General features: G+C 65.3%; 20 protein-coding genes. 9 read left to right on the top strand and 11 right to left on the bottom strand.

Going from position 1 to position 18,916, the window contains the following annotated elements; genetic code table 11:
* Positions 1–5: 5 nt before the first annotated feature.
* The 4 genes from A5789_RS19855 to A5789_RS19840 all read right to left on the bottom strand — a co-directional run bounded on the left by A5789_RS19855 (position 6) and on the right by A5789_RS19840 (position 2,650).
* Complete coding sequence (locus A5789_RS19855) at positions 6–743, bottom strand: cobalt-precorrin-6A reductase (protein WP_064901217.1); 738 nt, start codon at positions 741–743, stop codon at positions 6–8.
* A 19-nt stretch (positions 744–762) separates the two neighbouring features.
* Positions 763–1,371: a hypothetical protein gene (locus A5789_RS19850; protein WP_030517045.1), complete on the bottom strand. Its 609-nt coding sequence runs from the start codon at positions 1,369–1,371 to the stop codon at positions 763–765.
* Between the two features lie 312 nt (positions 1,372–1,683).
* A complete protein-coding gene (locus A5789_RS36710; protein WP_156511329.1) occupies positions 1,684–1,833 on the bottom strand; it encodes a hypothetical protein in 150 nt (49 codons plus the stop codon).
* Between the two features lie 388 nt (positions 1,834–2,221).
* Positions 2,222–2,650: a hypothetical protein gene (locus A5789_RS19840; protein WP_063013517.1), complete on the bottom strand. Its 429-nt coding sequence runs from the start codon at positions 2,648–2,650 to the stop codon at positions 2,222–2,224.
* 181 nt (positions 2,651–2,831) lie between these two features.
* Here A5789_RS19840 and A5789_RS19835 point away from each other — a divergent pair, with 181 nt between their 5' ends.
* A complete protein-coding gene (locus A5789_RS19835) occupies positions 2,832–3,263 on the top strand; it encodes a hypothetical protein (protein WP_156747544.1) in 432 nt (143 codons plus the stop codon).
* A 530-nt stretch (positions 3,264–3,793) separates the two neighbouring features.
* Here the strand turns inward: A5789_RS19835 and A5789_RS19830 are convergent.
* On the bottom strand, positions 3,794–4,096 hold the full coding sequence (locus tag A5789_RS19830) for a YrhK family protein (RefSeq protein WP_063013588.1): 303 nt from the start codon (positions 4,094–4,096) through the stop codon (positions 3,794–3,796).
* Positions 4,097–4,533: 437 nt separating this feature from the next.
* On the opposite strand from A5789_RS19830, the gene A5789_RS19825 reads away from it, so the two are divergent.
* Positions 4,534–4,938 (top strand): MarR family winged helix-turn-helix transcriptional regulator, encoded by a 405-nt coding sequence (locus A5789_RS19825; protein WP_227462983.1) that lies wholly within the window; start codon positions 4,534–4,536, stop codon positions 4,936–4,938.
* Here the strand turns inward: A5789_RS19825 and A5789_RS19820 are convergent.
* Entirely contained in the window at positions 4,929–6,815 is a 1,887-nt protein-coding gene (locus A5789_RS19820) for a chloride channel protein (RefSeq protein WP_082940831.1), read from the bottom strand. The genes A5789_RS19825 and A5789_RS19820 overlap by 10 nt on opposite strands.
* Before the next feature lie 140 nt (positions 6,816–6,955).
* On the opposite strand from A5789_RS19820, the gene A5789_RS19815 reads away from it, so the two are divergent.
* Positions 6,956–7,975: a cytochrome c oxidase assembly protein gene (locus tag A5789_RS19815; RefSeq protein WP_082940830.1), complete on the top strand. Its 1,020-nt coding sequence runs from the start codon at positions 6,956–6,958 to the stop codon at positions 7,973–7,975.
* Positions 7,976–9,189: 1,214 nt separating this feature from the next.
* On the opposite strand, the gene A5789_RS19805 is transcribed toward A5789_RS19815, so the two are convergent.
* Positions 9,190–9,579 (bottom strand): hypothetical protein, encoded by a 390-nt coding sequence (locus A5789_RS19805; protein WP_197522123.1) that lies wholly within the window; start codon positions 9,577–9,579, stop codon positions 9,190–9,192.
* A gap of 524 nt (positions 9,580–10,103) precedes the next feature.
* Positions 10,104–10,508 carry a hypothetical protein gene (locus A5789_RS19800; RefSeq protein WP_064901231.1) on the bottom strand — a complete coding sequence of 135 codons (405 nt, stop codon included), beginning with the start codon at positions 10,506–10,508 and terminating at the stop codon, positions 10,104–10,106.
* 213 nt (positions 10,509–10,721) lie between these two features.
* Here A5789_RS19800 and A5789_RS19795 point away from each other — a divergent pair, with 213 nt between their 5' ends.
* The 4 genes from A5789_RS19795 (at position 10,722) to A5789_RS35730 (ending at position 15,053) form a co-directional block, all read left to right on the top strand.
* Complete coding sequence (locus A5789_RS19795) at positions 10,722–12,518, top strand: hypothetical protein (RefSeq protein WP_155525787.1); 1,797 nt, start codon at positions 10,722–10,724, stop codon at positions 12,516–12,518.
* A gap of 699 nt (positions 12,519–13,217) precedes the next feature.
* On the top strand, positions 13,218–13,526 hold the full coding sequence (locus A5789_RS19785; protein WP_156747592.1) for a hypothetical protein: 309 nt from the start codon (positions 13,218–13,220) through the stop codon (positions 13,524–13,526).
* Positions 13,527–13,536: 10 nt separating this feature from the next.
* Entirely contained in the window at positions 13,537–14,472 is a 936-nt protein-coding gene (locus A5789_RS19780; RefSeq protein WP_064902543.1) for an oxidoreductase, read from the top strand.
* A 392-nt stretch (positions 14,473–14,864) separates the two neighbouring features.
* The gene (locus A5789_RS35730; RefSeq protein ID WP_082940828.1) at positions 14,865–15,053 is read left to right on the top strand and encodes a transposase; all 189 of its coding nucleotides are present in this window, start codon (positions 14,865–14,867) and stop codon (positions 15,051–15,053) included.
* Between the two features lie 161 nt (positions 15,054–15,214).
* On the opposite strand, the gene A5789_RS19770 is transcribed toward A5789_RS35730, so the two are convergent.
* From A5789_RS19770 to A5789_RS19765, 3 genes are all read right to left on the bottom strand, one after another.
* On the bottom strand, positions 15,215–16,138 hold the full coding sequence (locus A5789_RS19770) for a hypothetical protein (RefSeq protein ID WP_146098572.1): 924 nt from the start codon (positions 16,136–16,138) through the stop codon (positions 15,215–15,217).
* Positions 16,139–16,512: 374 nt separating this feature from the next.
* The gene (locus A5789_RS36705; protein ID WP_155525611.1) at positions 16,513–16,743 is read right to left on the bottom strand and encodes a hypothetical protein; all 231 of its coding nucleotides are present in this window, start codon (positions 16,741–16,743) and stop codon (positions 16,513–16,515) included.
* Positions 16,715–17,488: a TetR/AcrR family transcriptional regulator C-terminal domain-containing protein gene (locus A5789_RS19765; RefSeq protein ID WP_064904289.1), complete on the bottom strand. Its 774-nt coding sequence runs from the start codon at positions 17,486–17,488 to the stop codon at positions 16,715–16,717. The genes A5789_RS36705 and A5789_RS19765 overlap by 29 nt, the downstream gene beginning before the upstream one ends.
* 213 nt (positions 17,489–17,701) lie before the next feature.
* Between A5789_RS19765 and A5789_RS19760 the strand changes: the two genes are divergently transcribed.
* Entirely contained in the window at positions 17,702–18,205 is a 504-nt protein-coding gene (locus tag A5789_RS19760; protein ID WP_064904291.1) for a DUF5994 family protein, read from the top strand.
* A gap of 184 nt (positions 18,206–18,389) precedes the next feature.
* A complete protein-coding gene (locus A5789_RS19755; protein WP_155525612.1) occupies positions 18,390–18,797 on the top strand; it encodes a hypothetical protein in 408 nt (135 codons plus the stop codon).
* The last annotated feature ends 119 nt before the right edge of the window (positions 18,798–18,916 follow it).

The raw sequence follows: 18,916 nt of genomic DNA, 5'->3' as shown, positions 1-18,916 counted from the left end.
GAGCCTCAGCCTCGCAGCGCGTTCAACCAGTCCCAGGCCGCCGCAACGGATTCCGCGCACTCGACACCGGCGGGCACGGGCGGCCGGTCGACGACTACGACCGGAATGCCGCACGTTCGTGCGGCAGTCAGCTTGGCGGCGGTGAGGTCGCCGCCGCTGTCCTTGGTCACCATCGCGGAGATGCGGTGCTCGCGCAGCAGATCGATTTCCTCCGCCACGGTGAACGGGCCGCGGGCGAGAAGCAGAAGATGATGCGGCGGAACGGGTCCGGTGGGCGGGTCGATGGCGCGGATGAGAAACCACGGCTCATCGAGCTCGGCGAAAGCGGCCACGCCCTGGCGGCCGATGGTGAGGAAGACGCGGTCGAAGTCGGCCGCGGCGCGGGCGGCGCCCGCCAGGTCCGGCACCCGCGACCACCGGTCACCGGGTTGTTCGGACCAGCCCGGCCGGCGCAGGTGCACGATCGGCACCCCACCCGCTCGTGCCGCGGCGGCCGCATGCGCGGAGATGGTGCCCGCGAAGGGATGAGTGGCATCGACGACCGCCTCGATCGCGTTGTCCGCCAGCCAGTTCCGCAGCCCCTCGACGCCACCGAAGCCGCCGATGCGCACCGCACCGGCGGGCAGGACCGGTTTACGCACACGTCCGGCGAGCGAGGAGACGATGTCGAATCCTCGCTCGCCGGAGACGATTTCGGCCAGCTGCCGGGCTTCCCGGGTGCCGCCGAGAATCAGAACCTTCAGTGTCGCAGCACTTCCGGTGTCAGTTGCCGCTGAAGTAGGCGAAGGCGGAGTCGATCAGCGGCTGACCACCCGCGACCAGCAGGCCGATCACACCACCCAGCACCGCACCCGGGATCGAGCCGATGCCGATGAACAGCAGGCCGACCAGGAAGCCGATCACCGCGCCCACGGCGGCACCCAGCGAGGCGTGCTGCAACTCGGAGAAGAACCAGTCCTGACCGGAGATGTTCTTCACCGACGAGATCGGCTGCCCCTGGGGGGTCAGCGTCAGGCTGGTGCCGTCCTCGTTCACCGCGGCGGCGACGGAGGTGCCGTTGGGGCCCTTGGCCGAAAGCGGGTAGCTCATCACCACGGCACCCTTGTCGTTGGTCAGGGTGACCGCCGACTTGTCCGAGGTGAGGGCGAACTTGCCACCCGTCACCGTGGTGACGATCTTGTTGCCCATATCGGCGAGTTCGGTGGTGTAGCCGACACCCTGGTCCGTGCCTTGCACGGCCGGGCTCTGCTGGGTCTGCACCTGGCTCGGAGCCGGCGCGGGCGCGGCGGGCTCGGCGTAAGCGGTACCGTAGGCGATGCTCGTCGCCGCGATAGCGATCAGCGAGGTACCGACAATATTGGTGAATCTCATATATTTCCCATCGGATCGATCACCCGACATAACGATCGGATTGCGCTGACTCGAAACATTTCCGCAGGTCAGGCGGCTGCCGACTGTGGGAATCGAGCCAGATTCGTTACTTTACCGTCACTTTTGGGATTCAGGTACTCCAACCACTGGGAGTTGTCGACGGCCTTGCGCTCGAACCCGCGCTTGTCGATGTAGTGATGCGTTGCGGTCGACGACCTTTCCGAATGGCCCAATTGTGCACTGGCCCTCGCCTTGTCCCCGCTGCGTCCGGCGACCTCGGTGGCCGCGGCGTCACGCAGGGGCCCAGCAGAATCAATCCAGCGCGGTGCCCTCCCGCATCACAGCCAGCGCGTAGTGGGCGAGAGCGGTGTAGACAATGCGGTCGCCGCTCATGAACAGATGCTCGTCCTCGCTCGCCGGATTGCACACCCGTTTCCGCACTCTCATCTCCGCCTGAGCCATATCGGCATGACAATGCAGTAATCACTGCGCGCACCACACTTACGGCCGTCCTGCCGGAACGGCGGCATGTTGTCCCGCTTCACGATCGTCCAACAGACATGAAAGACCGCGCGCGTTCCACTGCGGGGTCGTCGAGCTCGGGCATATCGCACCGCCGTGCGGCCAGCCCCTCGCCAAAACGCACACCGGTACCCAGCAGCAGCAGAGAGATGGGCAGAACGTGGTCGTGCCCGCGGGGCTGAGATCCGGCGTCTCCGAGAATGATCGGCAGTTCCGCGCACTCGTCCGCGGTCAACGCTCGCTGCCCGTTCGCGGCGGTGGTGTCCGCGCGGGCACCCCGGTCATCGGGCACACGTCGAACAGCCCTTGCAGGGTTGCTCCCGGAAGATCATGCCGAGGATGACGTGATGGCGATACGCCACCGACGGCGACAGATACTCGATATCGGTGATGTAGGAAGTTCGGTCTCCAGCTTGATCGCATCCTGGCAGGCGAACATTTCGAAGGTCGCGCTCATCTTGTCGGTGAGCTTCAGCTTCACCTTCTCCCGGTGCTTGCTGTTGCGACGCACGGTGCCCTTGCGTCGGTTCACCGCCCACTGTCGCTCGAACGCCTGCAGGCATTCATCGATCGTGCGGACCTGCGCCGACGTGCGGGTGTAGCTACCGCCGTGCTGTTCCAGGTGCCGCAGCCAGTCGATGAGGTCGGCTTCGAGGTAGCGGACACGACCGCCTTCGATTCGAATGCACGCGAGAACTCCTGCAACCTGAGGACTACGCGGATCCGTCGGGTATGGAGTTGGCTGAAACCCATTCATACAGTGTCGGTTCGGGATGTAACCCAATCCGACGCACCCACCGAGGGCATCTTCGGGCTGACCCGCAAGTTGCACGGATGCGCCGGCGCCTACCGGCCAAAGTGGACTCGGGATGGTGCGGTCGATGGAACCTGAACCCGTGTGTCGATAGCGTGTAGGGCCTGAACTGCGAGAGGACACCATGCACGCTTCTTCCCTTGTTTCCATCCTCGCTGCCGTCGGTAGTGCGCTTCTGTTTCAGGCCACGCCGGCCTCAGCCGAGTCGCACACCGGTATGCCGACATTGACTGCACAGTTCGATGGCGGCCCGTGCGCGACGACCATCGACGCCAAGGCCAACATCTTCGATGACAGCAACCAGGTCTCCATCGGCTACCAAACCGACGACATCGCCGGCACCGGCAGCGCGGGATGCGGGTCGTCGCTGGTCGCGGTCGTCAACTGGCGCAATTTGGACAGCGGTGGGGTGGGTAGCGTGTCCCGGCACATGTTCCACAACGAGACCAACTCGATATCCTTCGCCCCCGGCCCGGGGCGGATCGCGATCGAGTTGACCACGCTCGGTACCCACTTCCCCGACGCTTCCCGCCTCGAGGTGGTCATGCACGGCTGATCGCTGCCGGAGATAAGGTGTAAATCCCGGCTGACTGCGGATCAGAAGAGTGGGAGTCCACACCGCCGCGCGCAGCACCGTTCTCGGCGGCACGAGTGTTCGATCATGCGCGGTTGCCACCGCGTCCGTGCGATCCGCGATTGGGAAACGCGGCGGCGCAGTTACAACACATTCCTGGCGGCTTCGGCATCGTTTCCGAACGGCAAGTAGCCGTTCAACAGACCAGGCCACGGCGAGATTCACGGTCACCCTGGATTTTCCGACACCGCCCTTGCCGAAGGCGATGGGTCGAAACCAGCCCCTCTCATGCTGTGAATAAGACACCCTGGGCCGCAAGCTAATTCAGAACGTCGCCGGGGTCGGCTGCTATCGCGGGAATCAGGATGGGCACGTCGTCGAGGAGGCAGGCGACGGTTTCGTTGGCGTCGCCCCTTGGTGTGGCCGAACAGGCCGACCGATTGCGAAGCTGGTACCGCAGTCCACCGGGGGCGCGCTGCCGATCGACGGCGCTGGACGGGACCGCGCTGAACTCAATAATCATAGTCGGCGGCCCGATGTCCGGCGTCGCTGCCCAAGCGCCGCAAGTGAATTCGACGCCCGAGCCGGATGACCGGGCGGATCAGGAACTGTATCGACCCGATCAGGAACATCCAGGTGCCCGCGACCTGAGTGGGCTCGGAGAGGAACAATGCGCTGCCGATGGTGAACCACAACGCGATGAGCACGTCGTTCACGATGGATGCCGTTTCATAACGACTATCGATTACAAGCACCTCGTCGCCGATCGAAAACCGTACCGGCCGATCCGGGTGATCGTGTCGGGCCTGGCGCATGCTCCGCTCCTGTCCATCGTGGCCGCCGAGGGGCGACATCGAGAATGCGGATAGCCGCTCCAGCAGATTCGAATCCGGGTCGTACCCACTTTCTGCCGGGCTGCCTGGGCACGCCGGATCACCTCTTCGATCGCGTCGAAAAGCTGGGGCGGATAGGAGGGTCGACTGGCCGCGTACTCGGCGGCGGCCATGTTGAAAGCCTGGGCACGCGATCTGGTCGTCATTTACACCATCATCGACCCAGCGGCAGGGATGACGCCTGTCGCGCCTACCGAGGACCGGACAATATGATTCGGCTATCGGCCCATATCTCACCAAAACGGGTTGAACGGATGCAGCCAAGGGAGGTGACCGTGACGAAGACCGGTGCCGACGCGGCACACGACATCGATCAGTTGACCGACGCATTGCTGACGGCCTCTCGGCTTCTGGTGGCGATGTCGGCACGGTCGATCGCGGCGGTCGACGAGACGATCACGATCCCGCAATTCCGGACGCTGGTGATCCTGTCCAGCCGGGGGCCTTCGAATGTCGCCACGCTGGCCGGTTTGCTCAATGTGCAGCCCTCCACGGCCACCCGCATGGTGGACCGCTTGGTCACCGGCGGTCTGCTGGACCGGCGGACGAATCCGAATTCGCGTCGGGAGCAGATCGTTGCACTCACCGAACGTGGACGGCATGTGGTGGACACCGCCACCGCTCACCGGCGCAACGAGATCGCCGCCGTGGCCGCCAAGATGCCCGTCGCCGACCGGGCAGGGTTGGTGCAGGCGCTGACCGCCTTCACCGCCGCTGGTGGCGAACCGCCTCCCGGTGAGGATATCGAGGGTTATCAGCTCTGACGTCCGCCCGAAACGGTGCGCGCTGCGCCGACGTCGGCGGGCCCGGACTGCACACGCGCCGCCGACTGCGACGCATGGGCCCGATCTGCGGCAGACCCATCGTGCAGTGCGCCGAGTACGGCGCTGTGGGTGAGCCAGCCGATCACCGTGTCACCGACATCGTTGACGACCGGTATCCCGGTGCCCGGCTGTCCAGTCAGCGCGTCGAGAGCGGTTGCGAGCGTGGCGGTTTCGATGACCGTCGGAGGCAGCACCGCCAAGTCGGCGACTGTGGTGTCCGCCGATTCGGTGTCGGCGAGTGTTTCGGCCACCGCCGCGGCGGTGACGCAACCGCGGTATCTTCCGTCCGCCCCCACGACAGGCACCATCGCGTGGGCCGATGTCCAGACGATTCGACTGACGCCGTCGACGGTGGTGTCGGCCGCGACCGGTTCCGGACACGGCTCCATCACCTCCGCGACCCGGATCCGGTCGAGCCGACCGGCCGGGCCCGCGTGTGCTGCATCCAGATCGACGCCACGGCGGGTCAATTTGAGGGTGTAGATCGTCTCCTTCGAGGCCACCCGGGAGATTCCGGTGGCTACGACCACGGCCAGCATGAGCGGCAGGATGATCGAATACTCACCGGTCAGCTCGAACAGGATGATGACCGCGGTGATCGCGGCCCGCGTCGCGCCCGCGAACGCGGCGCCCATTCCGATGAGTCCGTACATACCGGGCGCCGCGGTCGCACCCGGGAACAGATGATGGACAACGACGCCGAATGCGGTGCCACCCATCGCGCCGATGAACAGCGAGGGCGCGAACACTCCACCCGAACCGCCGATCCCGATGGTGAGGCTCGTCGCGAGCATCTTCCCGGCCATCAGCACGACCAGCATCCACAGGACATAGTGACCGCCGATGGCGTTGCCCAGCACCGGATAGCCGACGCCGTACATCTGCGGTAACACCAGCAGCAGGCCCCCCAGCAGCAGGCCACCGACGGCGGGCCGCAGCCACTCCGGCCCCCGCCAGACCCAATCGCACACGTCCTCGATCCGGTACAGCACGTGCGTGAAAACGACGCCGACCAGACCGACTATCACACCGAGCAGGGCGAATGCGCCGTATTCCCAGCCGGAGCGCAGGCCGAAGGCCGGCAGGTCCAGGAATGGCTCGCTGCCGAGAGCGGCACGACCGATCACACTCGCGGTCACACTCGACAGCACCACCGCACCAAAGGATTCGGCGGCGAAATCGCGCAGGATCAACTCCATCGCGAAGAACGGTCCGGCGATGGGCGCGTTGAACGTCGCGGCGATCCCTCCCGCCGCGCCGCAGGCCACCAGTATCCGCAAGCGCCGCTCAGAGATCCGGGTCAACCGCCCGATACTCGACCCCCATGCCGAGCCGATCTGCACGATCGGGCCCTCCCGGCCCACCGAACCGCCACCGCCGATACACAGCGCTGAGGCCAGTGCCTTCACGACGGTCACCTGCGGTGGAATCCGCCCGCCCCGCTCGGCGACGGCATACATCACCTCCGGTACGCCGTGGCCGCGGGCCTCGGGCGCGAACCGGTACACCAGCGGCCCATACACCAGCCCGGCCACCACCGGAGCCAGCACCACGAACCACGGCCCGAGGAATTCCACATGCGGATTCGATACGTGCCCGGCGGCCGAATAGTCCGCATACCCGGACAGGATCCGAGTGAAAGTCGTTATCAGCCAACGAAAAACGATCGCACCGCCACCCGCACCCGCACCGATGACCAGCGCGAGCACCACCAAGCCGCCGCGACTTTCCCGCAGCCACTCTCGCCACGGTGTCCGCCCCGGCAACGGCAGCGACCACCACCGTCCGCCCGCTACTTCCGAGGGCCTCACACCCATCCCGACCACCCTCGAACCAGTCCACACATGCACAGTGCAACAATTGTAGAATGCTCGTATTTGGCGATCGACAGTGACCGGCATGTCCGGCATCCCCGCGCCGACCGCGGCCACGATCTTCGGTACCTGGACGTGGTCGCCTGCCGTGGGCACACTCGTCGTGGCCGCCGCAGCCGGGCTACCTGCTCCTGGCATGGCGAGCAGCGCGCCGAAGGCTGCGTTGGCCTCTGCTGCGCACGGTGTGCTGGCTGGCCGCACTGATGCTGGTGATCGTGGCAGTCGACAGTGCGCTCGCGACGTACTCGCACGCGCTGTTTTCGGTGCACATGGTGGCGCACCTGTTGCTGATCATGGTCATTCCCGCGCTGCTGGTGTGGGCACAGCCGATCCGCCTTCTGCACGACGCCTCGGGAGCCGCCACAGCTATCGACCGGTTCCGAGCGAGCCGCGTCTTCCGGATCCTGGTCTCCGCGCGGTTCACCGTGCCGCTCTACAGCGCTGTCCTGTTGCTCACCCACTTGACCGGATTCCAGCAGGCGATGTCGACGCACATGTGGATTCACGACAGCGAACTCGCGCTCTACCTGGTCACCGGCTATCTGCTGCTGCTACCCCTCGCGGGTGACGAACTGAACGTCGAGCCCGAGTGGCCGCACGGATTACGCTTCGTCGTGCTCGCCATCTGCGTCGGACCCGACACCCTCGTCGGCGTCACCCTGATGATGTCGTCGACCGTGCTCGCCCCTGCCTATGCCGGCTCCCGCGACTGGGGTCCGAGCGCGCTGGCCGACCAGAACCTCGCCGGGATCATCATGTGGCTCGGCGGTGACGGATTGATGATGCTGATCATGATTACCGTTGCCGGACAATGGATCCGCGTCGCCGACCGCGATACCGGGCTCGGCCCCTGGCTCGACGGTATCCGCCACCGCGCACTGCTCGGCACGACCACCATCGATGCCGATGTCGACCACGAACAAGCTGCCCTCGACGCCTACAACGCACGGTTGGCGCTTTTGAACGGCCGGCCGCCACGCACGCGCCCGAGTGCGCCCGGCCACAGCGTCCCTCGGACCGCTGTCGCGCCCCGACCAGAGATCGAACCAACCGCGACACCGCCGCGCAGCGACGACTCCCCCGATCGAGAAGAGCCACAATGAAGTCACTCCCACCATGGCACATCCTGTGGGGTGTCACCGCGGTGTGTGCCTGCCTGGCGCTCCCCCGCCTGCGCCGCGAATATTGCAGGCGCCCAACATGATACGAACAACGCGGCCGTGTCGCTGAATAAGCCGCGAGCGGGCGACACCGTGCCGGGTGCGCTCGCCATGTCACCGTGGCTGACCTGGAAAACCCTGGCGCGACACTCGATTGCCGTACGCACAACGATGGGGCGTCAGCCTCGCGCTGTGATAAGCGCTCCGCCTCTGCCCCACGGGGATCGCCATGTCCAGCGCGTTGACCACCAGAGTGGAGTCTCGCCGGGAGTCGATGGACCAGCGGTGGCGATACCGCGGAGGGTCTTGGTCTGTGACGACGCCGGCAATCCGCGGATGCAGGCCAAGGTCATGAGAACCGAGGCCGTGCGGGAGCAGATGCGGAAACGCCGGACGTCGGAAAGTGGTCAGAGGCTCAGCACGCTGCTTCCGAGGCCGAGAACACTGCTGCCCGCACTGAGCAGCAAGCTGATGATGCTTTGAATGTCCATATTCGATCTCTTTCCATCCGAGAAACTGGGTCAGGCTCCGAAGACGGATAATCTCCCACCGCCGCCCCCCAGCTCCGGCGAACCTTCCCATCAATGGCGAATCGCTCGGACGAGCGGTCCGTCAGGCGGGCCTATCGGGGTTCCGGGCTGGCGCGCGGCCGAACTGTTCGAAGCGCGTACCGCCGACTACTCCGATGGTCTCTACACGCTGCATCAGTTGCGTCATTCCCGGCTCACCCACGCTGCGGAGGAGGCGCATCGACTCCGATGTCGATGAAGTGGCCGGGCATACCTCGGTGCGCAGCCTGGTGAAGTGCGTGCGGGTGTCCGACGACGGATTGCGACGGTATCAGGCCATCAGCGAACCGGGCCGCGAAGCGGCGGGGTCGCTGATCGAGAGAATTCCATCCAGCACAGCGGTTTCCGCAATCGCATTCGAGTGCACTGCCTCGACGCCGAGCGCTGCGGCGATCAGGGTGCGTTCACCGGCAAATCCCTGCGGCCGAGCGGAGCGGAGGCTACGACCTTGATTTCACGCTTCTCCGCTTCACCGATCAGCTCCACGGTTGCGATCGTATCGATCGGGCACCCGGACGGCTTGCATCGCAAGCCCGGGGCCCGGGACCGCGAGAGCCCTTGCGCCGCAGAGAGGCTCGGGGATCTTCGTCACTTGCCGCCACACTCCGGATCCTTCAGCTTCGGCCCGACAACACGACGACGTTCATTCTCCGTGTCGAGCATCTGCAGACTGTGGTTCAACGCGACGTGGACCCGGAATTCGCTTGTCCACCATTTGGCGGACCTGATCGGCAAACCCCGCGGCCGGTACTTGTCCATGATCTCGAGGTGGTACGGCAGCTTGATGAACTGTGTCAGCCCGTTGTCGTCGGCCCAGATCGAGAGCGAACCCACGTGGCGGCGGCCCGGTTGTACATATGTCATCACTCCGACCGCGCCGTCGATCTCGGCGAGTTGATCACCGAGCTTTTCCGAGGCGCGCCAGATGTCGGCGACATCCGTGAGGTGGCGCGGCGTGTACTGGGTGAGACTGACCATGAACGGCCCGCCCGAGTTCGACGCCGGGCCCCGCTTCCACCGGCTGTTGATCACGAGAGCGGACAACGATCGGCCGGAGTCACGGTGGTGAGCCCATGTTGCCCGAACCGTGCGGACCGTTCGGGAAAGGGTGGTGGCGTCGCGAACGTCGCTGTTGTAGTGGCCCATTCCGGATCCCTTCGCTCGATTCACGCGCACTTCGGCGACGTCCTGCGACCGGCAAGTACCGATTTAATACGCGCCAGCTTATCATCGCTTTGGACAGATGATCTGTCAATGCGTACTTAGTTTGAGAAGGCTCCAGCCCCTTCGGCAAGACCGGTGGTGGTCGCCGGCAGACCCTCGACAGTGGCGGGGATCTCATGATCGCGGGGCCGGTCGACGATCCGCCACAGCTGCCGGGTCTCCTCGGCCATGCGGCCGCGAGGCTCCGATCTCGCACTCCCCCACCGGGCTGGTTGAGCCCTCGACGCTGTTTTCCGCGAGCTCACTACCAGACCCCTGTCGGAGCGTCCGCCTCTGACTCAGTGACGATCGGCCAGCCGGACCACGAAGCGAAGACCCGACCACGTCTCATCGATAGCGCACGTCTTATTGTCGACAAGTCCTGCGGCCAAGCCGAATTCGCGCACGACCGTATCGCTGAGATCGGTAGCTACCCCACTCGACTTCTTGGGCCAGGCGACCCAGAGGCCACCCGCCTGCGTGAGGCGGGCGCACCATGTGCCGAATCCTCGATCCAGGGACCGGTAGTCAGGACAGAAGCCGACGATCACGTCATACTGCGCGCGCCCCGCGCGCCGCTGCAGACAGACCTGCTCGGGCAGCGGTTCGAGCACGAATCCGCTCGGGGCCTGGGCGAGCAGCACGCGGTTGCCGGGCCGAATGCCGAGCTTGCGGGCCAACGGGGCGCCGGAGTATCCCGCCATGCGCCCACGATACGTGCTCCGCGATCCCGAAGACGTCCTACGGCGCCGAGGAGCACCGGGCCCGGAAAGAGTTGGTTCCTCTACTTGATTCCGGTGATCGACAGTACCTCAGGGTGGCGCCGCATTCCGGGGCGACGGTTATCATGTCTCGCATGCCCCGTCGGGTCGTGATCGCTTGAGTCCTGTGAGTTGGGCCGGGAAAGCGCGGGATCGATGGCTATAGAGATTCCGCACGATGTGGCGTTGTTTCTCAACTATGCCGGTGTGCCGTATCCGGATATCAACGAGGATCAGGTCCGCGCGCTGGGAACTCATGTGCGGAATTTCGCGAACGGCGTGGCCGATGCGCACGATACCGCGACCGGTGTGATCACCGATATGAGGAACGCCTGGTCAGGGTATTCCTACCAGGAGTTGGTCGCGGCCTGGGCGCGGATGTCGAAGTCGCATATGGCTGATCTCGATACGGCGTGCCGTGTGGTGGCCGATGCCCTGGATGCGGCTGCTGTGGTGATCAAGGTGACCAAGGTCGCGGTGCTGGCCGAACTCGCCGCGCTGGCAGCCAGTTACGCCGCCGCGATGGCCGCGACGATCGTCACCGACGGTCTGTCGGTCGCGGTCGAGCAGGCGGTCGTGGCTGCCGCGCGCAAGATTTGCCAGGTGATGGAGCAGGTGCTGATCGGCTATATTTTGGTCGAGGTGCTCGGGAAGGCGATCGAGCCGCTCGAGCATGTCATCGACCGCATGGTCCGTGGGATCGTGGACGACGCCGCGGGCGAGCTGTTGGGTCCGCCGCCCGGTTCGGCCGATCAGACGCTGCACATCGAGCCCGACGAGGTCATCAACTACGCCCATGTCCTCGATGGGCTGGCCGATGACATCCTGTGGCAGGCATCGGATTTCGCGGACAAGGTCGCGGGACTGGACTTCACCTCTCCCACCTTCGACGACGGCGGGGAAGGAGGGGTGCCTGCCGTGGATCCGGGCACGGATCCTTCCAGGGGAGTGGGACCGCAGACCGTGACGAACGACCACGCACCTGCGCCGGTGGCCAATACCTCGCCGACGACCCCACTCAGCGTCACGCCCGACATGCAGGGCCCTGCCCATATCTCCTCCGGATATCCGCTCTCCCCTGGATATCCGCCCGATCACTCCGGCACGCACACGACCAAGGGACCTACTGGGGCTACTGGGCATCCGGCGCACCATGCCACCGGCCGGTTGCCGGGGCCGGATGCTGCGTCGAACACGGAAATCGGTGGTGTGCAACCGAATCCGGAAATCAGCGCCACCACCTCGGGCGCTGATAGTGGTCATGCGGTAGCGGGTCCCGATGGTGGGGCGCCGAGTCCCGGGCATGCCGCGGCGGGGACGAGTTCCGAACCACCGGCGGCAAGGGACGACTCCGGCGTCGCTGCCCATCACGACCCCCGCGGTACGCCCGTACGCTACGGCCCGCAGATTCCGGTGTCCGACCCGGAATCATCGTGGAGCCCAGACCAGGAACGCCCTTCCTCGGCGATGGGGCAGGATCGGGCGAACAACTTCCTCGAGGTGGCAGACGATGCCGATGACCCGTCGCCGCCGAGCCGGTCGAACCCCGGGGGGCGTGCCGTCCGGGGATCCAACCAGCACGTCACACCATGGCGAAAGCGCGCTCGCCGCAAGGCGGTTGGCAAGAAGCCCACCCCGAAGGCTGCCCCCTCCGGAACGCCGTGGTCCGCCCGCGGTGTCCCGCCGAAATCCGAGCCCACGGTGTTCGCCCGGCCGGATGCGCGACCGGCGCCCTGGCGGACCGACCGGCCCGCCGAGACTGCGGATACAGCCGATGCAGCACACGCCCCGGACTCCGAGCATTCCTCCGCGCAGGCCTCGGAGAAGAAGACCGGCGACGCTACGCGAAAGCCCGAATCAGCGTCGGAGCGCCGAGGCGCCACCGTTGTAGCGCCCTCGGTCGCCGCCGATAACCGTCCCGAACCGAACACCGAAACCCTGTCCCGGTCTTGATGATCCGCTGAAACTGCAGGCGCGCCTGCCAGCGTTGTCCGCCCAGGCGTTACCGATACAGCCTGGACGTGTGGCGGTCCCGAATCCGTGCGGGCCCTTGCGCGATTTGAATGTCATGTGGCTGCAGGACATCTCGACGAGGTCGTGTCTCCCGATGATGTGAGCCATTCGACGATGAGAGCCCGTGTGAATCCGGCGCAGTAGGTCAGGGCGAGCTTGTCGTAGCGAGTCGCGACTGCGCGCCAGCGTTCGGCCTTGTCGAACGCGCGCTCGACCACGTTGCGTCGTGTGTATTCGACCTTGTCGAAGCCTGGCGGCCATCCCACCGAGGCGTCCGCGCTTTTCCGGTCGGCGACCTGGTCGGATCGTTAGGGTATGACGCTGCGGATCCGTTTGCGCCGCAGCAGGTCCCGGTTCGAAGCTGCCGAGTACGCCTTGTCCGCGACGACCGGGTCGGGATTACGCCGAGGTGGGCCACCGGCGAGCCGGGGCACCGCCACCTGCTCGAGCACTGCGGGCAACATCGCCCGAGTCCGCGGCTTGGCCAGGCGTGATCAGCACGGCCGGGCCGCGGGGCGTTGCCGTCGGTGGTCACGTGGGCCTTGGTGGTCAGCCCGCCCCGCGAACGGCCCACCCCGTGGCCGGCCCGGTACATAAATCGCACTCCGGGCCGGCGGTGCGGGCCCCGGCGGCGTGCTGATGCGCGCGCACGATCGGGACGAACTGATCGACATCGTGGCCAACGATCGCATCGGGGTCGCTATTGTTCGCCATCACCTCGAACGTGACGGCGAGAAGCTGAGCTACGTCCTGGCCCAGGTGTACCGTATCGACAACGGAAAGCTCGTCGAGTATTGGGAGTATCCGGAGCCCGGCCTTTTACCACGCGTGGCGATGAGGTCGACTCAGATCTGTTGGGCAGCACTGCGATTCGCAGGGTCGGCCGACTCCGGATACCTGACCAACCGCTACGACTCTACTGGAGAAGTATCCGGTCCCCCGACGTGAGCGAGGTGAAATGAAAATGAACCGGCGTCAGCGTTGGACGGCTGACGCGATACCGGATCAATCGGGGCGCACTGTCGTTGTAACAGGCGCCAATTCGGGTATTGGGTACGAGATCGCCGCTGCTCTTGCGCGTCGCGGAGCCCGCACGGTGCTCGCCGTGCGAGACATCGGCGCGGGAACCGAAGCTGCCGCCAGAATCGCCGACTCTCAACCCGGCGCTACCGTCAGGGTGCAGCAGCTCGATCTCGCATCCATGCGATCTGTCAGATCCGCGGCCGCCGAACTGCGCGCAAGCTACCCCCGCATTGACCTGTTGATCAACAACGCGGGGCTGGTCGCGTTTACGAAGGGATCCACCGAGGACGGCTTCGAACTCCACTTCGGCGTGTGTCACCTCGGACACTTCGCGCTGACAGGCTTGCTCTTGGACATGCTAATGAACACACCCGGAGCCCGAATCGTGACCGTGAGCAGTTTCGGCCACCGCATGGCTGGTGACGGCATCGACTTCGCCGACCCACACTGGCAACGGCGTCCCTACAAGTGGGTACACGCCTACGGCCAGGCCAAGCTCGCCAACCTGCTCTTCACATACGAACTCCAACGTCGGCTGGCTGCGGCCTCCGGTACGAACGCCATCGCCGTGGCAGCGCACCCGGGCACGACGAAGACACAACTCGTCAGGGACGCCCCGATATCCATACGGCTGCAGAACAGACTGCTCGGCAGTTTGCGTCAAGGCGCTGCGATGGGAGCACTGCCGATATTGCGCGCCGCAACGGATCCCGCAGTTGTAGGCGGCCAATACTTCGGTCCCGGAGGACTGGGCGAACTACGAGGCCATCCCCGGATCGTCAGCTCGTCTGCCACCTCCCGCAATGCCCTGCTTCAGCGCAGATTATGGGAGATGTCCGAGGACCTCACCGGTGTTCGGTATTCCGTATGACCACCGACGAAGCAGTATCTGAAGTCTTTCGGGGGACGGAAGCTCACATGTCGATGGAGAACCACCAACCGCAAGTGGTGTCTGAATCCGCAGCGCCACATCGGCTCTCGAAGCGGTACATCGGGCCGTCGTTCCGATCATCGCTTCCGCCCACAATGACACGCTGTTCGTCGCTCGCCGCTGTGTCGACGCCCATGCCGGCGTCGTTATCGACCCGACGGGCGGCGCCCCGGCTCGCCGGTGGCCCACCTCGGCGTAATCCCGACCCGGTCGTCGCGGACAAGGCGTACTCGGCAGCTTCGAACCGGGACCTGCTGCGGCGCAAACGGATCCGCAGCGTCATACCCTAACGATCCGACCAGGTCGCCGACCGGAAAAGCGCGGACGCCTCGGTGGGATGGCCGCCAGGCTTCGACAAGGTCGAATACACACGACGCAACGTGGTCGAGCGCGCGTTCGACAAGGCCGAACGCTGGCGCGCAGTCGCGACTCGCTACGACAAGCTCGCCCTGACCTACTGCGCCGGATTCACACGGGCTCTCATCGTCGAATGGCTCACATCATCGGGAGACACGATCTAGTTGTGGTAGCAGGTATTCCAGGCACTTTCGGCGGTGGCGTCGGTCGTTGGGCGTCCTGCTCGTGGTGGACGATGCGGGCCCGACGAGTTTTCGTCGGCTCGACGCCGACGAAACCCCTGCCCGCCCACTCCGCCCCACAACCGGAACGAACCTGCCGCCACTCACCACGGACCGCGCCCGAAAATGATCTCGAAAGGTACAGTCGGGTCGTAGCAGGGCTCCCCCTTGTAACGCAGGGCGTACATCCCTTTCGTCAACTCATCGACCGTCGTGATCTGCACCGAATCCGTGACCTGGGAAAAGGACTTGGTGACTTCATCCCACGTCAGCGGATGTTTCGGCAGGTACCAGGACGAATAGAGCTCCGGAGACCCATCCGCTCCCGTACGTCCGGTTGCCACGGTGACATGTTCGGCATTCGCGTTCCACATCACAATGTCGCCCCGCTCCGGCACCGGGCCACCGGGCGCGCCGGTATATGTGCGCCGGCCCTCAGGAATCAGCCAGTCCCCCATCCGCTGCAGCCACATGTCGAGATGGTCACCATTCCAGGTGCCGTCGGGACGTCGCCGCAGTTCGATCAATTCGCGTAGTCGAGGTTTGTCCAAGACGCCCGCTCGTGTCGCAGCGTAAGTGACCATCTCCCAGCAGTTCAGGCCGTAATGCTCGCTCAGCGGCGCCAACGGGCCCTCGGTCTTCAACCACATTTCGAGCGAACGGTGGCCTTGCTGGAATAGCTTGGGGTCGTAATTGGCCCACCGTGATCTGTCTCCGGCCCGGTAGATTCGCTCGAGCTCGTCGGCCACCCGCGCGGGGCCGTTCTCGACCCGACGTACCGAGAGTTGGTGCCACCTGCCCGGGTAGATCCCCGAGTAGTGCGAAGACGCCTTGCGGTGGTCGGCGACGGTACTGCGAACGGCCGATGCAACGTCACTGTCTGCATTTTCAAGCACGCCCTTGGTGCTCCGCACCCTGCGAGCGATTGCCTCCGTATCCCGAGAGAGGATGCGCGCAACATCATCGACAGAGGCACCCACGCGACGCAGAACCTGCACCATGGCGGCGGCAGAGTTGATCTCGACCACGCTCCCGAGCATACGAAAGCGCAGATCGAACCCCCACCGGTGAACACGATTGCGGGCCCGGCCGCCGATCAGCGCTGGGTGCAGGGCCGCCTTCGCCCCACTTTGTTGCACCTAGAGCGTGAACTCTTCAGGGGAGGTGGCGGCGGGCGGTACTGCCCTCACCGCCCTCGGGTCGCTACTCGATGCGACCCGAGCGCGGTGCGATTACCTCGCGCGAGAGAACGATGTCGGTCGCCGACACCCCACACATATGACTGTGGTCCCAGCCCACACACTTTCGGAAACTATTCGTCTGCGGGGTTCGTCGTGGCCAGCTCCATGCCACGCCAATCCGCAGGGCAACCGTCCCGAGCGAGGTGAACGCAAGTACATACTCAGGCCCCCTCCGCCGCCGCGCGCCGGCTATCCGATGCGTAGACGTGGTGTTCGAGGTCCACCGCGACGGTCAGTTCGGCGCGGTGCCGGCACAGTCGAGGATGTCCGTCGCCGAGTTCGCCCATCAGATCCGCCAGCGCGTCGGCGACGGCGTTGAGTTGTGCTGCGCCGTCACTTCGCGTGCTACCGGAACCTCGATGGTCACGTCTTTCCCCTGTCGACGGTGACATCGAGTGCAGTGGCACCCTCGCCAGGCTTCGGCAGGGTGGCCGTAAGGCCGGCCAGCAGGATGTCGAGCCCGCGTTCCAACTCGGCTTCACCGTCGTAGTCGGCCAGCACCGGCGCGAGTTGGCGCAGTAACGGGAACTCGGTGACCGGCAGCCGATGCAGGCCGAGTCGCAATACTTCGTCGGACTCTTCCGGACGTTCCACCAATTCCTGCAGCTCATTGAGGACATGGCCATAAAGGAAACCGAACAGAGCGCGATAGATGTGCAGCGCGTCGGCACCGGAGAAACCGGCACGGGTGAGCAATGCCAGTACGTCCTCCAGCGGCCGTAACACCGCCTGGGAACGCTGCCCGAGCGGCGTTGCCAGTGGTCGCGTCACCAGCAATGGCACCACCCGCGGATGTGACAGCGCCAGTTCGCGGAAATCGCGAGCGACTATCCGCAATCGGCCGCCCCAATCCGGGTCGGAACTGTCCACTCTCAGTTGCCCCAAGACGAGCTCGGCCACACCGTCGAGCACCGCCGCCTTGTTCGGTACATGCCGGTAGATCACCATCGGGTCCCGGCCCACCACGTCGGCCAAACGGCGCATCGATAACCCCTCGACGCCGTCGTTATCGACAATCGCCAGTGCGGCCGCCAGCACGCCGGCACGCGTAACCTGGCCGGCCACACGACCGTTCGCGGCACGGTCCGCGTGGGTACTGTCCGCGAAACCCTGGCGGTCCGGTGACGATTCGTCCATGGCACAGCCTCGCTCACTGCCGGAAATGCTGTAGCGATGAAGTGTAGACCTACAGCGTTGACATCACCTCTACATGGGCGTCTACTGGAGGGACCGCATATCTGTCAGCACCGACCACAGCGTCCCGAGCCGTCGATGCGGAATCGGGCACAGGTCGAGTGCCGATTATTTCGGCCGCCACGCTCCATCTCGACGAGCAAAGGACCGGCCACGATGGCAATCGCTCACACATTCGCGCACAAGACCAAGGCCTTCCCGGAAGCGAACCGGCACTATCTCGACCCCTTGCCCGAACCCACCTCGAACGCCCCGGCTCAACCCTCGAACCGACCTCGCGAACCTGCGGCCACCCACCATCCACCGCCAATGCGGCTGAAGCCGGAAGACCGCCATTCGGACTACATCGACGGCGCGTGGTGGCCCAGGTCTACCGATCTCGCTACCGAGCTTCCAGAACTGTTGGCGGCCTTGACAACTCGGCTGGGCCGGGTCGATCGGATCGTCTACGATCCGGGCAGCTGGTCCCCACCGCCACGGCAGGTGACAGTGGCAGAACATTCGATCAGCCTCGAGCCGTACCGGTTCCGGTTGCGGAACACGATGTACGTCGCCGGCTCCAATTCCGCCGTCACGGTGCGACGCGTGATCCTTACATCCACCGACAGCCGTACCGCCCACTCCGCGATGGCGGACGCCTTCACCCTGCAGCAGGAGTAGATCATGGACACCGGGACGCGGCTGATACACCTCTGAGGCAGAACGTCGCTATGACCCGCAAGGAACGCCGCATCCGCCACCGGCGACCCACCATGGACGAACGGCTGATGATCAGTTCCGGAGAACGACGAGATCGCACCACACGAGCGGAGGCGGAGCGCCGATGGAGCTCCGAGGACCAGCGTTGACCTGGAAGGATCGCGCACTCGATCTCGGCTACGCGGCCGGTTGGCAGTTGGTGCGCGCCCTGCCGCAGCAGTGGGCGCTGGGCCTGTTCGGTCTCGCGGCCGATCGCGCGACCAGAGACGGTGGTCCGGTTCAGCTACGGCGCAACCTGGCCAGAGTGCTGGGCACTACCCCCTCGGAGGTGCCGGACGACCTCGTGCGCGCGAGCATGCGCTCCTACGCACGCTATTGGTGCGAAACCTTCCGGTTGCCCTCGATGGATCCGATGCGCCTGGCCGAGACCGTCGACTCCGCAGCCACCGGACTCGAACATATCCACGAGGCGCTCGCCCGCGGACACGGCGCGGGGTTGAGTCCAGCAGGATGGTGTATGGCCGGACGCCAGCAAAGTGCGGGCGTGTCGTAGCCGGATAGGGGGTGGTCACCGCGTGATCCTTCAAAAGACCGGCAAGTCACTTGAAGGAAAGAAAGTTCACGCGATGACCTCTGTCCAGCCTATCGACCCGTCCAAGATGCTGTCGGACC

It is taken from the genome of Nocardia sp. 852002-51101_SCH5132738, assembly GCF_001665695.1.
GTDB classification, from domain to species: Bacteria; Actinomycetota; Actinomycetes; order Mycobacteriales; family Mycobacteriaceae; genus Nocardia; species Nocardia nova.
The sequence above is the reverse complement of the archived record's forward strand: the minus strand, read 5'-3'. Positions and strand labels throughout refer to the sequence as shown.

Excerpts from the sequence above, each read along its gene's own strand:
- A5789_RS36705 (WP_155525611.1), bottom strand. The coding sequence starts at position 16,743 with ATGTCACCGTCGACAGGGGAAAGACGTGACCATCGAGGTTCCGGTAGC.
- A5789_RS19835 (WP_156747544.1), top strand. The coding sequence starts at position 2,832 with ATGCACGCTTCTTCCCTTGTTTCCATCCTCGCTGCCGTCGGTAGTGCG.
- A5789_RS19765 (WP_064904289.1), bottom strand. The coding sequence starts at position 17,488 with ATGGACGAATCGTCACCGGACCGCCAGGGTTTCGCGGACAGTACCCAC.
- A5789_RS19785 (WP_156747592.1), top strand. The coding sequence starts at position 13,218 with ATGCGCGCGCACGATCGGGACGAACTGATCGACATCGTGGCCAACGAT.
- A5789_RS36710 (WP_156511329.1), bottom strand. The coding sequence starts at position 1,833 with ATGGCTCAGGCGGAGATGAGAGTGCGGAAACGGGTGTGCAATCCGGCG.
- A5789_RS19760 (WP_064904291.1), top strand. The coding sequence starts at position 17,702 with ATGGCAATCGCTCACACATTCGCGCACAAGACCAAGGCCTTCCCGGAA.
- A5789_RS19795 (WP_155525787.1), top strand. The coding sequence starts at position 10,722 with ATGGCTATAGAGATTCCGCACGATGTGGCGTTGTTTCTCAACTATGCC.
- A5789_RS19840 (WP_063013517.1), bottom strand. The coding sequence starts at position 2,650 with ATGAATGGGTTTCAGCCAACTCCATACCCGACGGATCCGCGTAGTCCT.
- A5789_RS19850 (WP_030517045.1), bottom strand. The coding sequence starts at position 1,371 with ATGAGATTCACCAATATTGTCGGTACCTCGCTGATCGCTATCGCGGCG.
- A5789_RS19825 (WP_227462983.1), top strand. The coding sequence starts at position 4,534 with ATGTCGGCACGGTCGATCGCGGCGGTCGACGAGACGATCACGATCCCG.
- A5789_RS19780 (WP_064902543.1), top strand. The coding sequence starts at position 13,537 with ATGAAAATGAACCGGCGTCAGCGTTGGACGGCTGACGCGATACCGGAT.
- A5789_RS19805 (WP_197522123.1), bottom strand. The coding sequence starts at position 9,579 with ATGGTCAGTCTCACCCAGTACACGCCGCGCCACCTCACGGATGTCGCC.
- A5789_RS19820 (WP_082940831.1), bottom strand. The coding sequence starts at position 6,815 with ATGGGTGTGAGGCCCTCGGAAGTAGCGGGCGGACGGTGGTGGTCGCTG.
- A5789_RS19800 (WP_064901231.1), bottom strand. The coding sequence starts at position 10,508 with ATGGCGGGATACTCCGGCGCCCCGTTGGCCCGCAAGCTCGGCATTCGG.
- A5789_RS19830 (WP_063013588.1), bottom strand. The coding sequence starts at position 4,096 with ATGCGCCAGGCCCGACACGATCACCCGGATCGGCCGGTACGGTTTTCG.